Raw genomic sequence first — 16157 nt, 5'->3', positions numbered from 1 at the left:
GGTCGTGCCCTCGCGCACACACCCGGAGCCTCCAGCTCCGGAACTCCTCACCGATCGGATGGCCGCTCGCCCCAAACCCCCCGGGGCGCGCGGCACACCGGTCAGTACGGCCGCCTCGGAACGACCCCCCCTGTTCCGGGGCGGCCGACCGTTTTCGCGGGCCTGTGCGCCCTCCTCTTCGCGCTCCTCACCTGGCAGGTGGCCGTCCGTGGCCCGCTGCTGCGCGCCGACGAGCGCCTGGACCACCGCCTCGTCGGCCGGGCTCCCGGTACGCCGACCCAGCTCCTCTCCGACCTCGGTTCGCTGCCCGTCGCGCTTCCGGTGCTGGGCGCGGCGGTCGGCTACGCCGTGTGGCGCGGCGGCCGCGCCGCGCCCCTGGCCGTCGCCCTCACCATGGCGGTCGTTCCCGCGCTGGTCGTCCCGGTCAAGGAGTGGACGGCCCGCCCGGGCCCGCTGACCGCCGAGACCGGCTACTTCCCGTCCGGCCACACGGCCACCGCGACGGTGGCGTACGTCGGGGCGAGCCTGCTGCTCGCTCCGTACGTACGGCGTTCCTGGCCGCTGTACGCGGCGGCGGGCTCCCTGGTCCTCGCGACGGGCGCCGGCCTGGTGCTGCACGGCTACCACTGGCCCCTGGACGTGGTGGGCAGCTGGTGCCTGTGCGGGACACTGCTTAGCGGCCTCGGGATGCTCCGGATCGGCAGTGCGCCACGCGTACGCCCCCGGCCCCCGCGCGACGTGCGGTGACCAGGGGGCGTACGCGGCCGGGTCAGCTGTCGAAGCCGAGGCCCAGCTTGTCCATGGCCTTCAGCCAGAGGTTGCGCCGGCCGCCGCGCTCGTCGGCACGCGCCAGCGACCACTTGGTGAGCGAGATGCCCGTCCAGGTCAGCGGTTCCGGCGGGAACGGCAGCGGCTTGGTGCGCACCATCTCCAGTTCGGTGCGCTCCGTCGGCTCCCCGCTCAGCAGATCGAGCATGACGTCCGCGCCGAAGCGGGTCGCGCCGACGCCGAGCCCGGTGAACCCGGCCGCGTAGGCGACCCGGCCCCCGTGCGCAGTGCCGAAGAAGGCAGAGAAGCGGGAGCAGGTGTCGATCGCACCGCCCCACGCGTGCGTGAACCGCACGCCCTCCAGCTGCGGGAAGCAGCGGAAGAAGTGGCCGGCGAGCTTCGCGTACGTCTCCGGGCGGTTGTCGTACTCGGCGCGCACCCGGCCGCCGTACGGGTAGACCGCGTCGTAGCCGCCCCACAGGATCCGGTTGTCGGCGGACAGCCGGAAGTAGTGGAACTGGTTGGCGCTGTCGCCGAGCCCCTGGCGGCTCTTCCAGCCGATGGCCGTGAGCTGCTCGTCGGTGAGCGGTTCGGTCATCAGCGCATAGTCGTAGACCGGCACCGTGTAGGAGCGCAGCCGCTTGACCAGCGAGGGGAAGACGTTGGTGCCGAGGGCGACCTGGTGGGCGAAGATCCTGCCGTACGGCGTGGTCACCCCCATGCCGCCGCCGCGGCGGGCGAGGGACAGCGCGGGCGTCTGCTCGTAGATCCGCACGCCCAGGGAGAGACAGGCCTTCTTCAGGCCCCAGGCGAGCTTCGCCGGGTTCAGCATGGCGACGCCGTCGCGGTCCCACAGCCCTGCCAGGAACGTGGGCGAGTCGACCTGCTCGCGGACCGCGTCCCGGTCGAGGAACTCGGTACCGGAGTCGAGCCCGAGGCGGCACATCTCGTCGTACATCTCACGCAGTTCGTCGGCCTGGTGGCGCTCGGTCGCCACGTCTATCTCGCCCGTGCGCTCGAAGTCGCAGTCGATGGAGTAGCGGGCGACCGCCGCCTCGATCTCGTCGAGGTTGCGGGCGCCCAGCCGTTCCAGGGTCTCGATCTCGCGCGGCCACCGGGCGAGGCCGTTGGCGAGACCGTGGGTGAGGGAGGCGGCACAGAAGCCTCCGTTGCGGCCCGAGGCCGCCCAGCCCACCTCCTTGCCCTCCACGAGGACCACCTCACGGCCGGGGGCGCGCTCCTTGGCGAGGAGCGCGGTCCACAGTCCGCTGTAGCCGCCGCCGACCACGAGCAGATCGCACTGCTCGGTGCCGGTGAGGGCCGGTTCGGGGCGCGGCTTGTCGGGGTCGTCCAGCCAGAAGGGGACGGGCTGGGCATCGGAGAGCGATGTGGTCCACGGGTTCATGGCGCCAGCGGCCATGATTTCAACTCCCTACGGGGGTGATGCATGGTGCAGCAGAAGCGTTATGCCTGTTGTTTGTTGCGTCGATTGCCGACCAGCATTCCGGCCAGCACGAAGACTACGGTGACGATGAACATCGCCGTACCGATGACATTGATCTGGACGGGCGTACCGCGCTGTGCCGAGCCCCAGACGAACATGGGGAAGGTGACGGTCGAGCCCGCATTGAAATTGGTGATGATGAAATCGTCGAAGGAGAGCGCGAAGGCGAGCAGCGCGCCCGCGGCGATTCCGGGTGCCGCGATCGGCAGGGTGACCCGCAGGAAGGTCTGCACGGGACCCGCGTAGAGGTCCTGCGCGGCCTGTTCCAGGCGCGGGTCCATCGACATCACGCGTGCCTTGACGGCGGTGACGACGAAGCTCAGGCAGAACATGATGTGGGCGATCAGGATCGTCCAGAAGCCGAGCTGCGCACCCATGTTGAGGAACAGCGTGAGCAGCGAGGCGGCCATGACGACCTCGGGCATCGCCATCGGCAGGAAGATCAGCGAGTTGACCGCGCCGCGCGCCCGGAAGCGGTAGCGGACCAGCGCGAAGGCGATCATCGTGCCGAGGACGGTGGCGCCCAGGGTCGCCCAGGCCGCGATCTGGAGGCTGATCGAGAGGGAGCCGCACATGTCGGCGACACCGCAGGGGTCCTTCCAGGCGTCGAGCGAGAACTGCTGCCACTGGTAGTTGAAACGGCCCTTCGGCTTGTTGAAGGAGAAGACCGTGACAATGACGTTCGGCAGCAGCAGATAGGCGAGGGTGAGCAATCCGGCGACGACGACGAGATTGCGGCGGAACCAGCGCAGGAGGCCCATCAGACCAGATCCTCCGTCCCGGACTTGCGGATGTAGAGGGTGACCATGAAGAGGATTGCGGCCATGAGGATGAAGGAGAGTGCCGCGGCCGTCGGATAGTCGAGGATCCGCAGGAACTGCGTCTGGATGACATTGCCGACCATACGCGTGTCCGTGGACCCGAGCAGATCCGCGTTGACGTAGTCGCCCGCCGCCGGAATGAACGTGAGCAGCGTGCCGGAGACGACACCCGGCATGGAGAGCGGGAAGGTCACCTTGCGGAAGGTGGTGAAGGGGTCGGCGTAGAGGTCGCCGGCCGCCTCGTGGAGCCGTCCGTCGATGCGCTCCAGCGAGGTGTAGAGCGGGAGGATCATGAACGGCAGGAAGTTGTACGTGAGTCCGCAGACCACCGCGAGCGGTGTGGCGAGGACCCGGTGCCCGTCGGTCATGCCGAGCCAGCTGGTGACGTCGAGGACGTGCAGCGCGTTGAGGGCGCCGACGACCGGGCCGCCGTCCGCGAGGATCGTCTTCCAGGCGAGCGTACGGATCAGGAAGCTGGTGAAGAACGGCGCGATCACGAGGATCAGCACGACATTGCGCCAGCGTCCGGCCCGGAAGGCGATCAGATACGAGAGCGGGTAGCCCAGCAGCAGGCACAGGACCGTCGCCATGCCCGCGTAGAGAACGGAGCGCAGGAACTGCGGCCAGTACTCGGACAGTGCGTCCCAGTACGTCGCGAAGTGCCAGGTGACCTTGAAGCCCTCCTCCAGCGAGCCCTGCTGGATCGAGGTGGAGGCCTGGTAGACCATCGGCAGCGCGAAGAAGACCAGCAGCCAGAGGATGCCGGGCAGCAGCAGCCAGTACGGGACCAGACGGCCCCGCTTGCGGGGCCGCCGGGGGGCGGCCTCCTTCGTGGGCGCCTGGGGCGGCGCTTCGGTGACGGTCGTCATCAGGCGGCCTCCTCCACCGTCTCGACGCCCGCGTCGATGTCCTGGTCGGCGTCGAGGCCGAAGGTGTGCGCCGGGTTCCAGTGCAGGACGACCTCGGCGCCGGGGGCGAGCCGGCTGTCGCGCTCGACGTTCTGTACGTACACCTCGAAGTCGCCGCAGACGGGGCTGTCGACGACGTACTGCGTGGAGACGCCGATGAAGCTGGAGTCGACGATGCGGCCGGTGATGCGGTTGCGGCCGTCGGCGATCGTGCCCGCGTCGTCGGCGTGCACGAGAGAGACCTTCTCGGGGCGTATGCCGAGGAGCACCTTGCCGCCGGCGCCTGCCGGTGCGGAGCAGCGGGCGACGGGCAGCGCGAGCTTGCCGTCGCCGGCCTTCAGCACGAGCTCGTCGCCGCTCCTGGTGTCCACCTCGGCCTTGATCAGGTTCGAGGAGCCGAGGAAGTTGGCGACGAAGGTGGTCCCCGGGTTCTCGTACAGGTCGGTGGGCGCACCGAGTTGCTCGACGCGGCCGCCGTTCATCACGGCGACCGTGTCGGCCATCGTCATGGCCTCCTCCTGGTCGTGCGTGACATGGACGAAGGTGATGCCGACCTCGGTCTGGATGCGCTTCAGCTCCAGCTGCATCTGGCGGCGCAGCTTCAGGTCGAGGGCGCCCAGCGGCTCGTCGAGGAGCAGCACCTTCGGGTGGTTGATCAGCGCACGGGCGACGGCGACGCGCTGCTGCTGGCCGCCGGAGAGCTGGTGCGGTTTCTTGCGGGCCTGCTCACCGAGCTGGACCAGGTCGAGCATGTCCTCGACCTGCTTCTTCACCGACTTGATGCCGCGCCTGCGCAGACCGAAGGCGACGTTCTCGAAGATGTCGAGGTGTGGGAAGAGGGCGTAGGACTGGAAGACCGTGTTCACCGGCCGCTTGTAAGGGGGCAGCGCCGTCACGTCCTGGTCGCCCAGCGCCACCGTGCCGGTGGTGGGCTCCTCCAGTCCCGCGATCATGCGCAGGGTGGTGGTCTTGCCGCACCCGGACGCGCCGAGCAGCGCGAAGAACGAGCCCTGCGGCACGGTCAGGTCGAGCGGGTGGACGGCGGTGAAGGAACCGTACGTCTTGCTGATCCCGGAGAGGCGGACGTCGCCGCCGTTGTCGGTCGTCATGAGGTGTCCCGGGGTTAGGAGCTGGAGGGGGCGGGGGCGGGCGGGCGTACCGTCAGGAGCCCGTGAGCTTGGCGAACTTCTCCTCGTACGCCGTCTCTTCCTTCTCGGTCAGCGAGCGGAAGGCATGGCCCTTGGCGGACATGGCCTTGTCCGGAAGGATCAGCGGGTTGTTCGCGGCGCTCTTGTCGATCTTCGCGAGATCGTCCCGCACACCGTCGACCGGGCACACGTAGTTGATGTACGCGGCGAGCTGCGCGGCCGGCTTCGGCTCGTAGTAGTAGTCGATGAGCCGCTCGGCGTTGGTCTTGTGCCGCGCCTTGTTGGGGATCAGCAGGTTGTCCGTGGAGGACATGTAGCCGGCGTCGGGGATGACGTAGCCGACGTCCGGGCTGTCGGCCTTGAGCTGGACGACGTCGCCCGCCCACGCGAGGCAGGCCGCGAAGTCGCCCTTGGTGAGGTCCGAGGTGTAGTCGTTGCCGGTGAAACGGCGTATCTGGCCCTTGTCGACGGCCTTCTGCAGCCGCGCGACGGCCGCGTCGAAGTCGTCGTCCGTGAACTTCCCCGGGTCCTTCCCCATGTCGAGGAGGGTCATCCCGATGCTGTCGCGCATCTCGGAGAGGAAGCCGACCCGGCCCTTGAGCTTCGGGTTGTCCAGCAGGTCGGACACCGAGGTGACCTTCTCGCCGTCGAGGGCCTTCTTGTTGTAGGCGATGACGGTCGCGATGCCGGTCCACGGGTACGAGTACGCGCGTCCCGGGTCCCAGTCGGGGCTGCGGAACTGCTCCGACAGATTGGCGAAGGCGTGCGGCAGGTTCGACGGGTCCAGCTTCTGGACCCAGCCGAAGCGGACCAGCCGGGCGGCGAGCCAGTCGGTGAGGATCATCAGGTCACGGCCGGTGTCCTGGCCCGCCGCGAGCTGCGGCTTGATCTTGCCGAAGAACTCGACGTTGTCGTTGATGTCCTCGGTGTACTTGACCCTGATCCCGGTGCGGCGGGTGAAGGTGTCGAGCGTCGGGTGGTGCTTCTCGCTGTCGTCGACGTCCATGTACTCGGTCCAGTTGGAGAAGCTGATCAGCTTCTCCTTGGCCGAGTGGTCCTCGGACGTGACGCCCTGGGCCTTGCCCGCTGCGGGGATGCCGCAACTGCTCAGCGCGCCCATGCCGCCGACGGCGAGCGCGCCGCCCGCTCCTGCGCGTAGCAGGGAGCGACGGGTGAGCGATGCCCTGCCGCTTCGGAAGCTGCGCCGCATGGCCGCCAGCTGGGCCGGGGAGAGGTACTGCTCCATGCGTGTGGTGCCCTTTCGGGAAGTGGGCGGGGCCGTCGGTCGATGAGCCCCGCCCGCGAGCTGACGAGTGGTTATCGGTCCCCGAAGATCGTGCGGTGCCAGTCCTTCCTGGCGACCGCGGTGTTGTCGAACATGACGTGCTTGACCTGCGTGTACTCCTCGAAGGAGTAGGCCGACATGTCCTTGCCGTATCCGGACGACTTGTAGCCGCCGTGCGGCATCTCGCTGATGATCGGGATGTGATCGTTGATCCAGACGCAGCCCGCCTTGATCTCGCGGGTGGCGCGGTTCGCCCGGTAGACGTCGCGGCTCCAGGCGGAGGCGGCGAGGCCGTACGGGGTGTCGTTGGCGAGCCGGATGCCCTCGTCGTCGCTGTCGAAGGGCAGCACGACGAGGACCGGCCCGAAGATCTCGGACTGGACGACCTCGCTGTCCTGGGGGGCGTCGGCGATCAGCGTCGGCCGGTAGAACGCGCCGCCGTCGAGGTCGCCGCCGGGGACCTCGCCGCCGGTGACCACACGCGCGTAGGAGCGGGCCCGGTCGACGAATCCGGCCACGCGGTCGCGCTGGGCGTGCGAGATCAGCGGTCCGAGGTCGGTGGCCGCGTCGAACGGGTCGCCGAGCCGGACGGTGTTCATCAGGTCCGCGACGCCGCTGACGAACGCGTCGTAGAGCGGACGCTGCACGTACGCGCGCGTGGCGGCCGTGCAGTCCTGCCCGGTGTTGATGAGCGCTCCTGCGACGGCCCCGTGGACTGCGGCCTCCAGGTCGGCGTCGTCGAAGACCACGAAGGGGGCCTTGCCGCCGAGTTCGAGGTGCAGCCGCTTCACGGTGCTCGTGGCGATCTCGGCGACCCGCTTGCCGACCGCGGTGGACCCGGTGAAGGAGGTCATGGCGACGTCGGGGTGCGCGACGAGGTGCTCGCCCGCCTCCCGCCCGGCGCCCGTCACGATGTTGACGACACCGTCGGGGATGCCCGCCTCGGTCGCGGCCTGCGCGAACAGCAGTGAGGTCAGCGGTGTCAGCTCGGCGGGCTTGAGCACGATGGTGTTGCCCGCGGCGATCGCCGGGAGGACCTTCCAGGCGGCCATCTGCAGCGGGTAGTTCCACGGGGCGATCGATCCGACGACACCGATGGGCTCGCGCCGTACGTACGAGGTGTGGTCGCCGGAGTACTCGCCGGCGGACTGTCCCTGGAGGTGCCGGGCGGCTCCCGCGAAGAAGGCGGTGTTGTCGATGGTCCCCGGGACGTCGAACTCGCGGCTCAGCTTGATCGGCTTGCCGCACTGGAGCGACTCGGCCTGCGCGAAGTCCTCGGCGCACTCGGCGAGTACGGCGGCGAACCGGTGCATCGCGTCGGAGCGCTCACCCGGCGTGGCCGCGGCCCAGCCGGGGAACGCCTCGCGGGCGGCCTGGACGGCGGCGTCGACGTCCTCGCGTCCCGCCAGGTCGTACGTGAAGACCTCGTCGCCGGTGGCGGGGTCGACGACCGCGTGGGCGGCTCCGGAGGTGCCCTTGGTCAGCCGGCCCGCAATGAACTGCGCGCCGTCCGCGAAGCGGTCCTGCGCCTGGAAGCGGTTGCCCGGGTTGTGCATGCGCTCTCCTACCGTCGCGGCCCCCGTCCCGGGGGGTGGCGGCGTAGCTCCAGCTCGATTTGAGTGCCGATCCTGACAGAGGCCTGGTATCGCAACAAGTGATTCCGTTGTTGCCTTTTGGTTACGCGACGGAATCTGTCGACCAGGTGTCGAGTCTCCCCGGAAAAGGCGGGACGGAGTGTCAGTGGTTCCTGCCACACTCGCGTGCATGGACAAGATCAGCACGCACCCGGAATCCACCGAGGACTCCCCCATCGCGTCGCGGGAGGCGCTGGTGCGCGCGGTGCGAGCCGGCGCCACGCCGAAGTATCTGCACTTCTGGGGGCACAGGCCGCGGGCGGACGGCCGCGTCGCTGCGAGCTGTCTTAGCCAGTGGTGGCCGTCACCCTTCGTGGTCGACGGCGTCCGCTACGCGACCGCGGAGCACTGGATGATGGCCGCCAAGGCCCGGCTGTTCGGCGACGCGGACGCAGAGCGGCATGCGCTGGAGGCGGCGAGCCCGGCTCTCGCGAAGAAGGCGGGGCGCCTGGTCCGAGACTTCGACGAGTCGCTGTGGGTCCGCGAGCGGTACGGGATCGTGGTCGAGGGGAGCGTCCACAAGTTCGCCGCGCATCCCGATCTGAGGGAGTTCCTGCTCACCACCGGTGACCGCGTCCTGGTCGAGGCCAGTCCGATGGACCGGATCTGGGGCATAGGCCTGGCGGCCACGGACGAGGGGGCGGCGGATCCGGAGCGGTGGCGCGGCCCGAATCTGCTGGGGTTCGCGCTGATGGAGGCACGCAGGCGGCTGAGGCAGGCCACCGCATAGTGCGGCGTGGGCTCGCGCCGGGGGTCGCGGGATCGGCCGGGGCGGGGAGCGGACGCGGGGCAGGGCTGCCCGGGGCGGACGCGGGCGCGCCTGCCGACGTGGCACACGGGACGACGCGGGGGCGGACCCAGGGCGCGGGACGAGCTTGGGGCCGGCCGTGGGGCGCGCGGCGCGCTCGTATCAGGCGCGGCGGCCCGCACGGGTGCGGGAGCAGGCGGGGCGCCCTGTAGGAGCGCCCCGCTCGAAGCGGCTCAGGAGCTGGCGCCGGCCACGCCCATGAGGCTCGCGAAGGCCAGGAGCCCCAGCAGCGGGAGGATCACCGTGGCCACGATGCCGAGGACGAGCCCCGACGTCGCCGCGCCCTTGTTGGTGGCCTCTCCGCGGTTCGCCTTACCCCGGCCGACCGCACCGAAGATGATCGCGAGAATGCCGAGGATCACCCCGATGATCCACAGGAAGAAGGTCAGGCTGCACACCACGCCGATGATGCCGAGGACCAGTCCCGCGGTCCCCAGACCGTTGCTCGGCTGCGGTATGTAGCCGGGCGCGTTGTAGTAGCCGCCCTGCGGCGCCACGGGATAGCCGCTCTGCGGCGCGGCGGGGTAGCCCGGGCCGGATTGCGGATATCCGTAGCCCGGAGCCTGCTGCGGCTGCGGGGGAACGGACGGAGGATTCCCGTAGCCGCCGGGCCCGGCATTGGGGTCGGACATGAAGTTTTCTCCCCTCGTTGAACAGTCGGAACATCGTAGTGGTCCGGGGCGACCCGGCGAGGACCAACGGGAGAAGGCCACCTGACGTTTCGATGCCCGGGCCTGCCCGACGGGAGAGGGCCGACGCCCGGCGGGAGCGGGCCGACGGCCGGCGGGAGCGGGCCGACGGCCGCTGGGAGCCGACTGACGCCCGCGAGCGGGCCACGGCCGACGCGAGCGAGCGAACCGACGGCCGATGCGAGCGGACCGGGCGCGAGCGAACCGACGGCCGATGCGAGCGACGCCCCGACGTCAGCAGGTCAATGGCCGACGCGAGCGGGCCGACCGACGCCACGGGGCCGGGCCGTCATCCGTACGTCTGCACCGGCCCGGCCCGGACCGTCGTCCCCGCGTGCGCACGCACCGGTCAGGGCCGCATCCGCCCTGACCGCCGCCCGGTCCGGCGGTCGCCCCGTCGGCCGGTCGCCCGGGAGCGGGCCGTCCGCTTTCGGGGCGCGGCGCCCTCGGCGACGCGGGAGTGTCAGCGGTCGGCGACCACCGACGGCACCGCCCGGGCGCCGTCGTAGGAGTCGTCGTACGAATGGCCCTTGATCGCGGCCGTGATCCCGATGGCCAGCAGGACGATCACGAGAACGCCGAGCACGGTTCCGATGATCCCCAGGATGAATCCGGCCTGCGCCTGTCCCGGGTTGTCGGCCTCGCCCCGCTCGACGCGCTTGCGCCCCTTGATGCCGAAGACCAGGGCGAGGATGCCCAGGATGACGGAGACCACGCCGTAGAAGCAGAACAGGCAGACCGAGATGATGCCGAGCACCATCGCGGCGACCCCCAGGCCGTTCTGCGGCGCCATGGGCATGCCGGACCAGCCGTAGCCCGGGTAACCGGGGTACCCGTAGCCGCTCGCACCGGGCCCGGTGGGTGCGATCGGCGGCGGCGGAACCGCCCCGTCCGCCGGACCCGCGGACGGCCCGCCCGCCGGTCCGAATCCGGGCGGTGTGAGCCCCTGCGGGGGCGCAAATCCTTCCGTACCCGGCATCGCGGCGACCGTCGGCTGGTCGTGCGCGGACGCCGGTGCGTCCGCGGACTTGCTCAGCGACGTCTTGCGCTCCGGCGGCGCCCACGGGTCGGGCTCCCCCGCCGCGTCGCGCCTCGGCTCGTGTGCCCCGTCCGTCATGTCCCGGCCCCCTTGTTCGATCCTGCCGTCATGCTACGGGCCGGGTCCGCACGGGCGACCGGCGCCCACCCCCGCCGGGCTCCCGGCCCCCCGCCCGGTTCGCGCCGGGCCCCAGGAACGCGGGAACGTCCACCGCGACCGGCCGCCTACGATGACCCTCGCACCACCGATCAGCCGATCACCTGCGCCACTCGAGACGGCGCCGTTCCCAGGAGGAACCCTTGAGCGACCTGCACGCCTTCATCGCCGGACTGCCCAAAGCCGAACTGCACGTGCACCACGTGGGCTCCGCCTCCCCCCGCATCGTCTCGACGCTGGCCGCCCGCCACCCCGACTCCAAGGTCCCCACGGACCCGGAGGCGCTGGCGGACTACTTCACGTTCACGGACTTCGCCCACTTCATCGAGGTCTACCTCTCCGTCGTGGACCTGATCCGCACCCCGGAGGACGTCCGCCTGCTGACGTTCGAGGTGGCCCGGGACCTGGCCCGGCAGAACGTCCGCTACGCGGAGCTCACCATCACGCCGTTCTCGTCGACCCGGCGCGGCATCGACGAGCAGGCGTTCATGGCCGCCATCGAGGACGCCCGCAAGGCCGCCGAGGCCGAGCTGGGCGTGGTCCTGCGGTGGTGCTTCGACATCCCGGGCGAGGCGGGCCTCGAGTCGGCCGAGGAGACGACCCGGCTCGCGGTCACCGACGGGATCCGTCCCGAGGGCCTGGTCTCGTTCGGACTCGGCGGTCCGGAGATCGGCGTGCCCCGGCCGCAGTTCAAGCCCTACTTCGACCGGGCCATCGCCGCCGGCCTGCACTCCGTACCGCACTCGGGCGAGACCACTGGCCCGCAGACGATCTGGGACGCGCTGAACGAGCTGCGGGCCGAGCGCATCGGCCACGGCACCAGCGCCACGCAGGACCCGGCGCTCCTCCAGCACCTCGCCGAGCACCGCATCCCGTTGGAGGTCTGCCCGACCTCCAACATCGCCACCCGCGCGGTGCGCACCCTCGACGAGCACCCGATCAAGGAGATGGTGCAGGCGGGCGTGCTGGTGACGATCAACTCCGACGACCCGCCGATGTTCGGCACCGACCTCAACAACGAGTACGCGGTGGCCGCCCGGCTCCTCGACCTCGACGCCCAGGGCGTCGCCGCGCTCGCCAGGAACGCAGTCGAGGCGTCCTTCCTCGACTCGGCGGGCAAGGCGAGGATCGTCGCCGAGATCGACACGTACACGAAGACGTGGCTGGCGCCCTGACCTGCCCGAGGACGTGGCCGGCGCCCTGACGTGCCGGAGGGCGCGGCCGACGGTCCCGCCCTCGCGCACCGGGGCGCACGGCCGCTGCCGGGCGTGTGGCGCGTCGTGAGCGGCCACGCGCCCGGGCGCCGCGGGGAACAATGGCCCCATGCGTACCTCCCCGCGCCCCGTCACCGCCGTCGCCCACCGGGGCGATCCCTACCGCGTCCGTGAGAACACGCTCCCGTCCCTGCGTTCCGCGCTGGACCGGGGTGCGGACGCGGTGGAGGTCGATGTCCGGCTCACCCGCGACGGCGTGCCCGTGCTGCTGCACGACGAGACGCTGAAGCGGCTCTGGCAGCACGACCGGCCGCTCGCCGCGCTATCGGCGCCCGAGGTGCGCGGGCTCACCGTCGGCGGTGTGCCCACCCTGGCCGAGGCCCTGGAGACGCTGCACGCGGACGGCGGGCCGCGGATCATGGTCGATCTGCCGGGGGCGACCGCGCGTGCCGTCCGTACGGTCATGGGCGTGGTCCGCGAGTTCGGGGCGGCCGACCGGGCGTACTACTGCGGGGGCGCCGAGGCGATGCTCGCGGTGCGCGCCGTCGACCCGTCCGCCGAGATCGCCCTGACCTGGACCAGCCTGGCCCCGCCCCGCCCCGCTCTGCTGGCCGCGATGCGGCCTCGCTGGCTCAACTACCGCTTCGGTCTTGTCTCCGACGGCCTCGCGGCCCGGGTCCATCACGACGGCTACCTGCTGTCCGTCTGGACCCCGGACACCCGCCGCTCCATGCGGCGTCTGCTGGCGGCGGGCGTCGACTCGATCACGACGAACCGCATCGACGTGCTGTGCGCCGTGCGGGACGAGCCCGCGGACCCCGTCGACGGCGCGGACGCCAGGGGCTGACCCCCCTACAACCCCCGGACGGGGAAGGGCTGTTGCCCCGTCCCGGCCGGGGCGACGCACCGGACGCCGCGAGCTCTGTCCTACGGGCAGACGGCGCTACTTCGCGGACACGACCCGGCGCCCGAGCACGCGGCGGGCCACCGCGTGCGCCGCGACGGCGCTCGCGCCGGCCGCGGCCAGGCCGACGACCGCGTCGCGGGGCCGGGTCGGACGGAGGACGCCCGCACGGCCCAGCCTGTGGCGGGCCCAGACCGTGAACGGCACCACGAGGATCGGGGAGGTCACGGACCCCGGGGTGTAGCCGCGTACCGCCGCGGCCTGCGCGAGGTGGACCAGACCGTGCAGACCGAAGGCGTTCACCATGGTCTGGTACCAGGCGGACCGCCCCCCGCTGCGCTGCCCGGCGATCGCCGCCGAGCCCACGATGGCGGCCATCGCGCCCACGGCGACGGCGAATTCACGCCCGTCGACGGAGCCCACGGCCCGCCACACCCGCTCCGGCACCGCGGGATACCGCTCCCTCAGGCGAGGCACCGCGGTCCGCGTCCAGCGGCCCATGGTCGCCAGTTCCTCCGCGTCGTGCAGGGCCCATGCCACGAACAGCCCGTACGTGACCTCCGGACCCACTCCGTGCTCACTCATCTGTCTGACCATGCCCCCGGTTGGCGCTGAGCGGCGCGCGGGACCTGCGGACCTGCCCGCTGCCGTCCCCACGCGTCGCATCGGAAACACCCGACCCTACCGGGGAGTTCGAAACCACCGGAGACGGCTCCGGAAGAAATCGGCCACCCGTGCCCGGCCGTCCGCGCACCCTTCCCACCTGCCCGTACCGCGGCGGCACGCGGCACAGCACGCACGGCACGGTGAACACCGGCGCCGGCGGAACGCGGGCGCCGGCTCGGGCGCCGTCGCCGACGAGCGGAGCCCCGGCCGCACTCGAACGGCTGAGCGTCCTGGCGCCAGGACGCACGTGGTCAGAGAGGCTGGATCCGAGCGCGCAGGAGGCAGAATTCGTTGCCTTCCGGGTCGGCCAGGACGTGCCAGCTCTCGTTGCCGGTCTGGCCGACGTCGGCGGGCCTGGCGCCGAGAGCGAGCAGCCGCTCCAGCTCGGCGTCCTGGTCGCGGTCGGTGGCGTTGACGTCGATGTGCAGGGGGAGCTTCCCGGGCCGCGGGTCGCTGCTGGGGCTGAGCACGAGGGTGGGCTGCGGGCCGCCGAAGCCGACGTCGGGCGGCCCGATCTCGATGCTTCCGTCGGCTTCCCGGCCGAGTTCGACGTAGCCGAGGACCTCGCTCCAGAATGCGGCGAGCCGATCGGGCTCGGCGGCGTCCATGACGAGCTCACTGATGCGGCATGCCATGCCCGTCAGTGTATGCAGACGGCCCGGCGGGTGTCGGCCGCGCGCAAGGCTTCCGACCACGCTGATCACCGTCCTGGCAAGATGGCGCCATGGAGCGTGTACTTGGAATCGGTGGGTACTTCATGAGGGCTGCCGACCCGGCGGCCCTGAGCGCGTGGTATCGCGATTGCCTGGGCCTGGACGCCGATGAGAACGGCCTGTGGCAGCAGGGAGCCGGGCCCACGGTGTTCGCGACGTTCGAGTCCGAGACCGACTACTTCGGGTCCCGCACCCAGCGAACCATGCTCAACTTCCGGGTCCGCGACCTGGATGCGATGCTCGCGCAACTGCGCGCCAAGGGAGCGGACGTGGCCGAGGAGACGCAGGACATGGAGGGTGTCGGTCGATTCGGCTGGGTCACCGACCCCGAGGGCACTCGGATCGAGCTGTGGCAGCCCGCCTGACCGCGTCTGCACGCGGGCGGTGACGTGCTGGTGCTGGGTCGTCGAGGTGTGATCCGTAATCAGGCCCGCGCGGCCATGTCCCCTCGCGCCTTCCGCGGGCTGTCACGGGAACACCTTGGCGGGCTCGTCACCGAACTCGCGCCGCAGCGGGAGGCGCGATGCGAGTCCGGACGCCGCCTGCGGTGCCGCTGCGACCGGCGGCGCCGGGCCGAAGTGCGCGTCCGCATCACACGGGGGCGTCCGGCCGCCTACAGGCCGACGATCTCGTTCCACCGCTTGGCGAACTCCACGCGCTCCGCGGCCGTGATGTCGCGGGCTACGGCGAGCCGCTTGCGCATCCCGTCGTCGGGGAAGATCAGCGGCTCCTCGGCCAGGTCGGCGGTCTCCTTGTGCTTGGACGAGGCGAGGACGTCACGGGCGGCCGGCACGGGGCAGACGTAGTTGACCCATCCGGCGAGTTCGGCGGCGACCGCGGGCTCGTAGTAGTAGTCGATGAGCCGCTCCGCGCTGCGCCGGTGGCTCGCCAGGTCGGGGATCATCATCGAGTCGGACCACAGCTCGGCACCCTCCTCGGGCACCACGAACTCGATGTCGGGGTTGTCGGCCTTCAGCTGGACGACATCGCCGCTGTAGGCCTGGCAGGCCACGACGTCCCCGCTCGACAGGTCCTTGATGTAGTCGTTGCCGGTGAACCGGCGGATGTGCTTGTCGCGCACCAGCTTCTCCACCTGGTCGCAAACGCGGTGGAAGTCGTCCGCGGTCCAGCGGGTGATGTCGACGCCGTTGCCCTGCATCAGAAGCGCGAACGCCTCGTCGAGTCCGGAGAGCAGGGTGATCCGGCCCTTCAGGTCCTCCGCCCACAGGTCGGAGACGTGCTTGATCTCGCGCCCGGTCCTGCGCTTGTTGTACGCGATGCCGGTGATCCCGGACTGCCACGGCACCGTGAACCGGCGGCCCGGGTCGAAGTGCGGCGAACGCAGCAGCGGATCCAGGTACTTGGCGACATGGGGCTGCCGGGCCCGGTCCATCTGCTGCACCCAGCCGAGGCGTACGAAGCGCGCGCACATCCAGTCGCTGACGACGATCAGGTCCCGCCCGGTGGACTGATGGTTCATCAGGGACGGGCTGATCTTGCCGAAGAACTCGTCGTTGTCGTTGATCTCCTCGGTGTACCGGACCTCGATCCCGGTGCGCCGCGCGAAACCGTCGAGCGTGGGCCGCTTCCTGGAGTCGTGGTCGTCGACGTCGATGTAGAGGGGCCAGTTCGCGAACGTCAGGCGCTTGTCCTCGACGGAGCGGTCGGGCCCGCCGCGCTCGCCGGGGGCGACGTACGCGGCGGGTACCCCGCAGCCGGCGAGCGCGGCCAGGGTCCCGGCGGTGCCGAGCGAGCGGAACAGCGTACGGCGCGACGGTGTGTGACGGGCAAGATCAACCATGGGTTCACCCTCCCTGCAACGCGCGGGGCGGGAGGTCCGGCGTACGGAATGACCCGCATCGTCGAGCTGTCCGACTACACACGCGACGTCGTACGCGCC

At 71.0% G+C, this 16157-nt stretch carries 16 protein-coding genes; 5 read left to right on the top strand and 11 right to left on the bottom strand.

Annotated elements, in window-relative coordinates; all coding sequences use genetic code 11:
• Nucleotides 1–198: 198 nt before the first annotated feature.
• The gene (locus ACWCP6_RS35365) at nucleotides 199–747 is read left to right on the top strand and encodes a phosphatase PAP2 family protein (RefSeq protein WP_450936748.1); all 549 of its coding nucleotides are present in this window, start codon (nucleotides 199–201) and stop codon (nucleotides 745–747) included.
• 22 nt (nucleotides 748–769) lie between these two features.
• Here the strand turns inward: ACWCP6_RS35365 and ACWCP6_RS35360 are convergent, their stop codons facing one another.
• The 6 genes from ACWCP6_RS35360 to ACWCP6_RS35335 all read right to left on the bottom strand — a co-directional run bounded on the left by ACWCP6_RS35360 (nucleotide 770) and on the right by ACWCP6_RS35335 (nucleotide 7990).
• Complete coding sequence (locus tag ACWCP6_RS35360) at nucleotides 770–2188, bottom strand: NAD(P)/FAD-dependent oxidoreductase (RefSeq protein ID WP_450936747.1); 1419 nt, start codon at nucleotides 2186–2188, stop codon at nucleotides 770–772.
• A gap of 44 nt (nucleotides 2189–2232) precedes the next feature.
• The gene (locus tag ACWCP6_RS35355; protein WP_450936746.1) at nucleotides 2233–3033 is read right to left on the bottom strand and encodes an ABC transporter permease; all 801 of its coding nucleotides are present in this window, start codon (nucleotides 3031–3033) and stop codon (nucleotides 2233–2235) included.
• Nucleotides 3033–3962, bottom strand: coding sequence for an ABC transporter permease (locus ACWCP6_RS35350; RefSeq protein WP_450936745.1), 930 nt, complete (start codon nucleotides 3960–3962; stop codon nucleotides 3033–3035). The genes ACWCP6_RS35355 and ACWCP6_RS35350 overlap by 1 nt, the downstream gene beginning before the upstream one ends.
• A complete protein-coding gene (locus ACWCP6_RS35345; protein WP_450936744.1) occupies nucleotides 3962–5110 on the bottom strand; it encodes an ABC transporter ATP-binding protein in 1149 nt (382 codons plus the stop codon). The genes ACWCP6_RS35350 and ACWCP6_RS35345 overlap by 1 nt, the downstream gene beginning before the upstream one ends.
• Nucleotides 5111–5162: 52 nt before the next feature.
• A complete protein-coding gene (locus ACWCP6_RS35340) occupies nucleotides 5163–6395 on the bottom strand; it encodes a polyamine ABC transporter substrate-binding protein (protein WP_450936743.1) in 1233 nt (410 codons plus the stop codon).
• 71 nt (nucleotides 6396–6466) lie between these two features.
• Nucleotides 6467–7990 carry a gamma-aminobutyraldehyde dehydrogenase gene (locus tag ACWCP6_RS35335; RefSeq protein ID WP_450936742.1) on the bottom strand — a complete coding sequence of 508 codons (1524 nt, stop codon included), beginning with the start codon at nucleotides 7988–7990 and terminating at the stop codon, nucleotides 6467–6469.
• Between the two features lie 208 nt (nucleotides 7991–8198).
• On the opposite strand from ACWCP6_RS35335, the gene ACWCP6_RS35330 reads away from it, so the two are divergent.
• Nucleotides 8199–8798: an NADAR family protein gene (locus tag ACWCP6_RS35330; protein WP_450936741.1), complete on the top strand. Its 600-nt coding sequence runs from the start codon at nucleotides 8199–8201 to the stop codon at nucleotides 8796–8798.
• A 251-nt stretch (nucleotides 8799–9049) separates the two neighbouring features.
• On the opposite strand, the gene ACWCP6_RS35325 is transcribed toward ACWCP6_RS35330, so the two are convergent.
• On the bottom strand, nucleotides 9050–9508 hold the full coding sequence (locus ACWCP6_RS35325) for a DUF4190 domain-containing protein (RefSeq protein WP_450936740.1): 459 nt from the start codon (nucleotides 9506–9508) through the stop codon (nucleotides 9050–9052).
• Nucleotides 9509–10028: 520 nt separating this feature from the next.
• Nucleotides 10029–10682 carry a DUF4190 domain-containing protein gene (locus tag ACWCP6_RS35320; RefSeq protein WP_450936739.1) on the bottom strand — a complete coding sequence of 218 codons (654 nt, stop codon included), beginning with the start codon at nucleotides 10680–10682 and terminating at the stop codon, nucleotides 10029–10031.
• 221 nt (nucleotides 10683–10903) lie between these two features.
• On the opposite strand from ACWCP6_RS35320, the gene ACWCP6_RS35315 reads away from it, so the two are divergent.
• Both ACWCP6_RS35315 and ACWCP6_RS35310 read left to right on the top strand, forming a co-directional pair.
• A complete protein-coding gene (locus ACWCP6_RS35315) occupies nucleotides 10904–11935 on the top strand; it encodes an adenosine deaminase (RefSeq protein WP_450936738.1) in 1032 nt (343 codons plus the stop codon).
• A 148-nt stretch (nucleotides 11936–12083) separates the two neighbouring features.
• The gene (locus ACWCP6_RS35310; RefSeq protein ID WP_450936737.1) at nucleotides 12084–12821 is read left to right on the top strand and encodes a glycerophosphodiester phosphodiesterase; all 738 of its coding nucleotides are present in this window, start codon (nucleotides 12084–12086) and stop codon (nucleotides 12819–12821) included.
• Between the two features lie 96 nt (nucleotides 12822–12917).
• Here the strand turns inward: ACWCP6_RS35310 and ACWCP6_RS35305 are convergent, their stop codons facing one another.
• Together ACWCP6_RS35305 and ACWCP6_RS35300 are read right to left on the bottom strand one after the other, a co-directional pair.
• Entirely contained in the window at nucleotides 12918–13463 is a 546-nt protein-coding gene (locus ACWCP6_RS35305; protein WP_450936736.1) for an HXXEE domain-containing protein, read from the bottom strand.
• 332 nt (nucleotides 13464–13795) lie between these two features.
• Nucleotides 13796–14179 (bottom strand): VOC family protein, encoded by a 384-nt coding sequence (locus ACWCP6_RS35300; protein WP_450936735.1) that lies wholly within the window; start codon nucleotides 14177–14179, stop codon nucleotides 13796–13798.
• A gap of 89 nt (nucleotides 14180–14268) precedes the next feature.
• Between ACWCP6_RS35300 and ACWCP6_RS35295 the strand changes: the two genes are divergently transcribed.
• Nucleotides 14269–14622: a VOC family protein gene (locus tag ACWCP6_RS35295; protein ID WP_450936734.1), complete on the top strand. Its 354-nt coding sequence runs from the start codon at nucleotides 14269–14271 to the stop codon at nucleotides 14620–14622.
• A gap of 248 nt (nucleotides 14623–14870) precedes the next feature.
• Here ACWCP6_RS35295 and ACWCP6_RS35290 read toward each other — a convergent pair whose 3' ends face one another.
• A complete protein-coding gene (locus tag ACWCP6_RS35290; protein WP_450936733.1) occupies nucleotides 14871–16058 on the bottom strand; it encodes a polyamine ABC transporter substrate-binding protein in 1188 nt (395 codons plus the stop codon).
• Nucleotides 16059–16157: the final 99 nt, after the last annotated feature.

This window comes from Streptomyces sp. NPDC002004 (genome assembly GCF_053593975.1).
The sequence above is the reverse complement of the archived record's forward strand: the minus strand, read 5'-3'. Positions and strand labels throughout refer to the sequence as shown.

Bases quoted from the DNA above. Each gene is read 5' to 3' on its own strand.
- ACWCP6_RS35360 (WP_450936747.1), bottom strand. From the start codon at position 2,188: ATGGCCGCTGGCGCCATGAACCCGTGGACCACATCGCTCTCCGATGCC.
- ACWCP6_RS35355 (WP_450936746.1), bottom strand. From the start codon at position 3,033: ATGGGCCTCCTGCGCTGGTTCCGCCGCAATCTCGTCGTCGTCGCCGGA.
- ACWCP6_RS35350 (WP_450936745.1), bottom strand. From the start codon at position 3,962: ATGACGACCGTCACCGAAGCGCCGCCCCAGGCGCCCACGAAGGAGGCC.
- ACWCP6_RS35345 (WP_450936744.1), bottom strand. From the start codon at position 5,110: ATGACGACCGACAACGGCGGCGACGTCCGCCTCTCCGGGATCAGCAAG.
- ACWCP6_RS35340 (WP_450936743.1), bottom strand. From the start codon at position 6,395: ATGGAGCAGTACCTCTCCCCGGCCCAGCTGGCGGCCATGCGGCGCAGC.
- ACWCP6_RS35335 (WP_450936742.1), bottom strand. From the start codon at position 7,990: ATGCACAACCCGGGCAACCGCTTCCAGGCGCAGGACCGCTTCGCGGAC.
- ACWCP6_RS35330 (WP_450936741.1), top strand. From the start codon at position 8,199: ATGGACAAGATCAGCACGCACCCGGAATCCACCGAGGACTCCCCCATC.
- ACWCP6_RS35325 (WP_450936740.1), bottom strand. From the start codon at position 9,508: ATGTCCGACCCCAATGCCGGGCCCGGCGGCTACGGGAATCCTCCGTCC.
- ACWCP6_RS35320 (WP_450936739.1), bottom strand. From the start codon at position 10,682: ATGACGGACGGGGCACACGAGCCGAGGCGCGACGCGGCGGGGGAGCCC.
- ACWCP6_RS35310 (WP_450936737.1), top strand. From the start codon at position 12,084: ATGCGTACCTCCCCGCGCCCCGTCACCGCCGTCGCCCACCGGGGCGAT.
- ACWCP6_RS35305 (WP_450936736.1), bottom strand. From the start codon at position 13,463: ATGAGTGAGCACGGAGTGGGTCCGGAGGTCACGTACGGGCTGTTCGTG.
- ACWCP6_RS35300 (WP_450936735.1), bottom strand. From the start codon at position 14,179: ATGGCATGCCGCATCAGTGAGCTCGTCATGGACGCCGCCGAGCCCGAT.
- ACWCP6_RS35295 (WP_450936734.1), top strand. From the start codon at position 14,269: ATGGAGCGTGTACTTGGAATCGGTGGGTACTTCATGAGGGCTGCCGAC.
- ACWCP6_RS35290 (WP_450936733.1), bottom strand. From the start codon at position 16,058: ATGGTTGATCTTGCCCGTCACACACCGTCGCGCCGTACGCTGTTCCGC.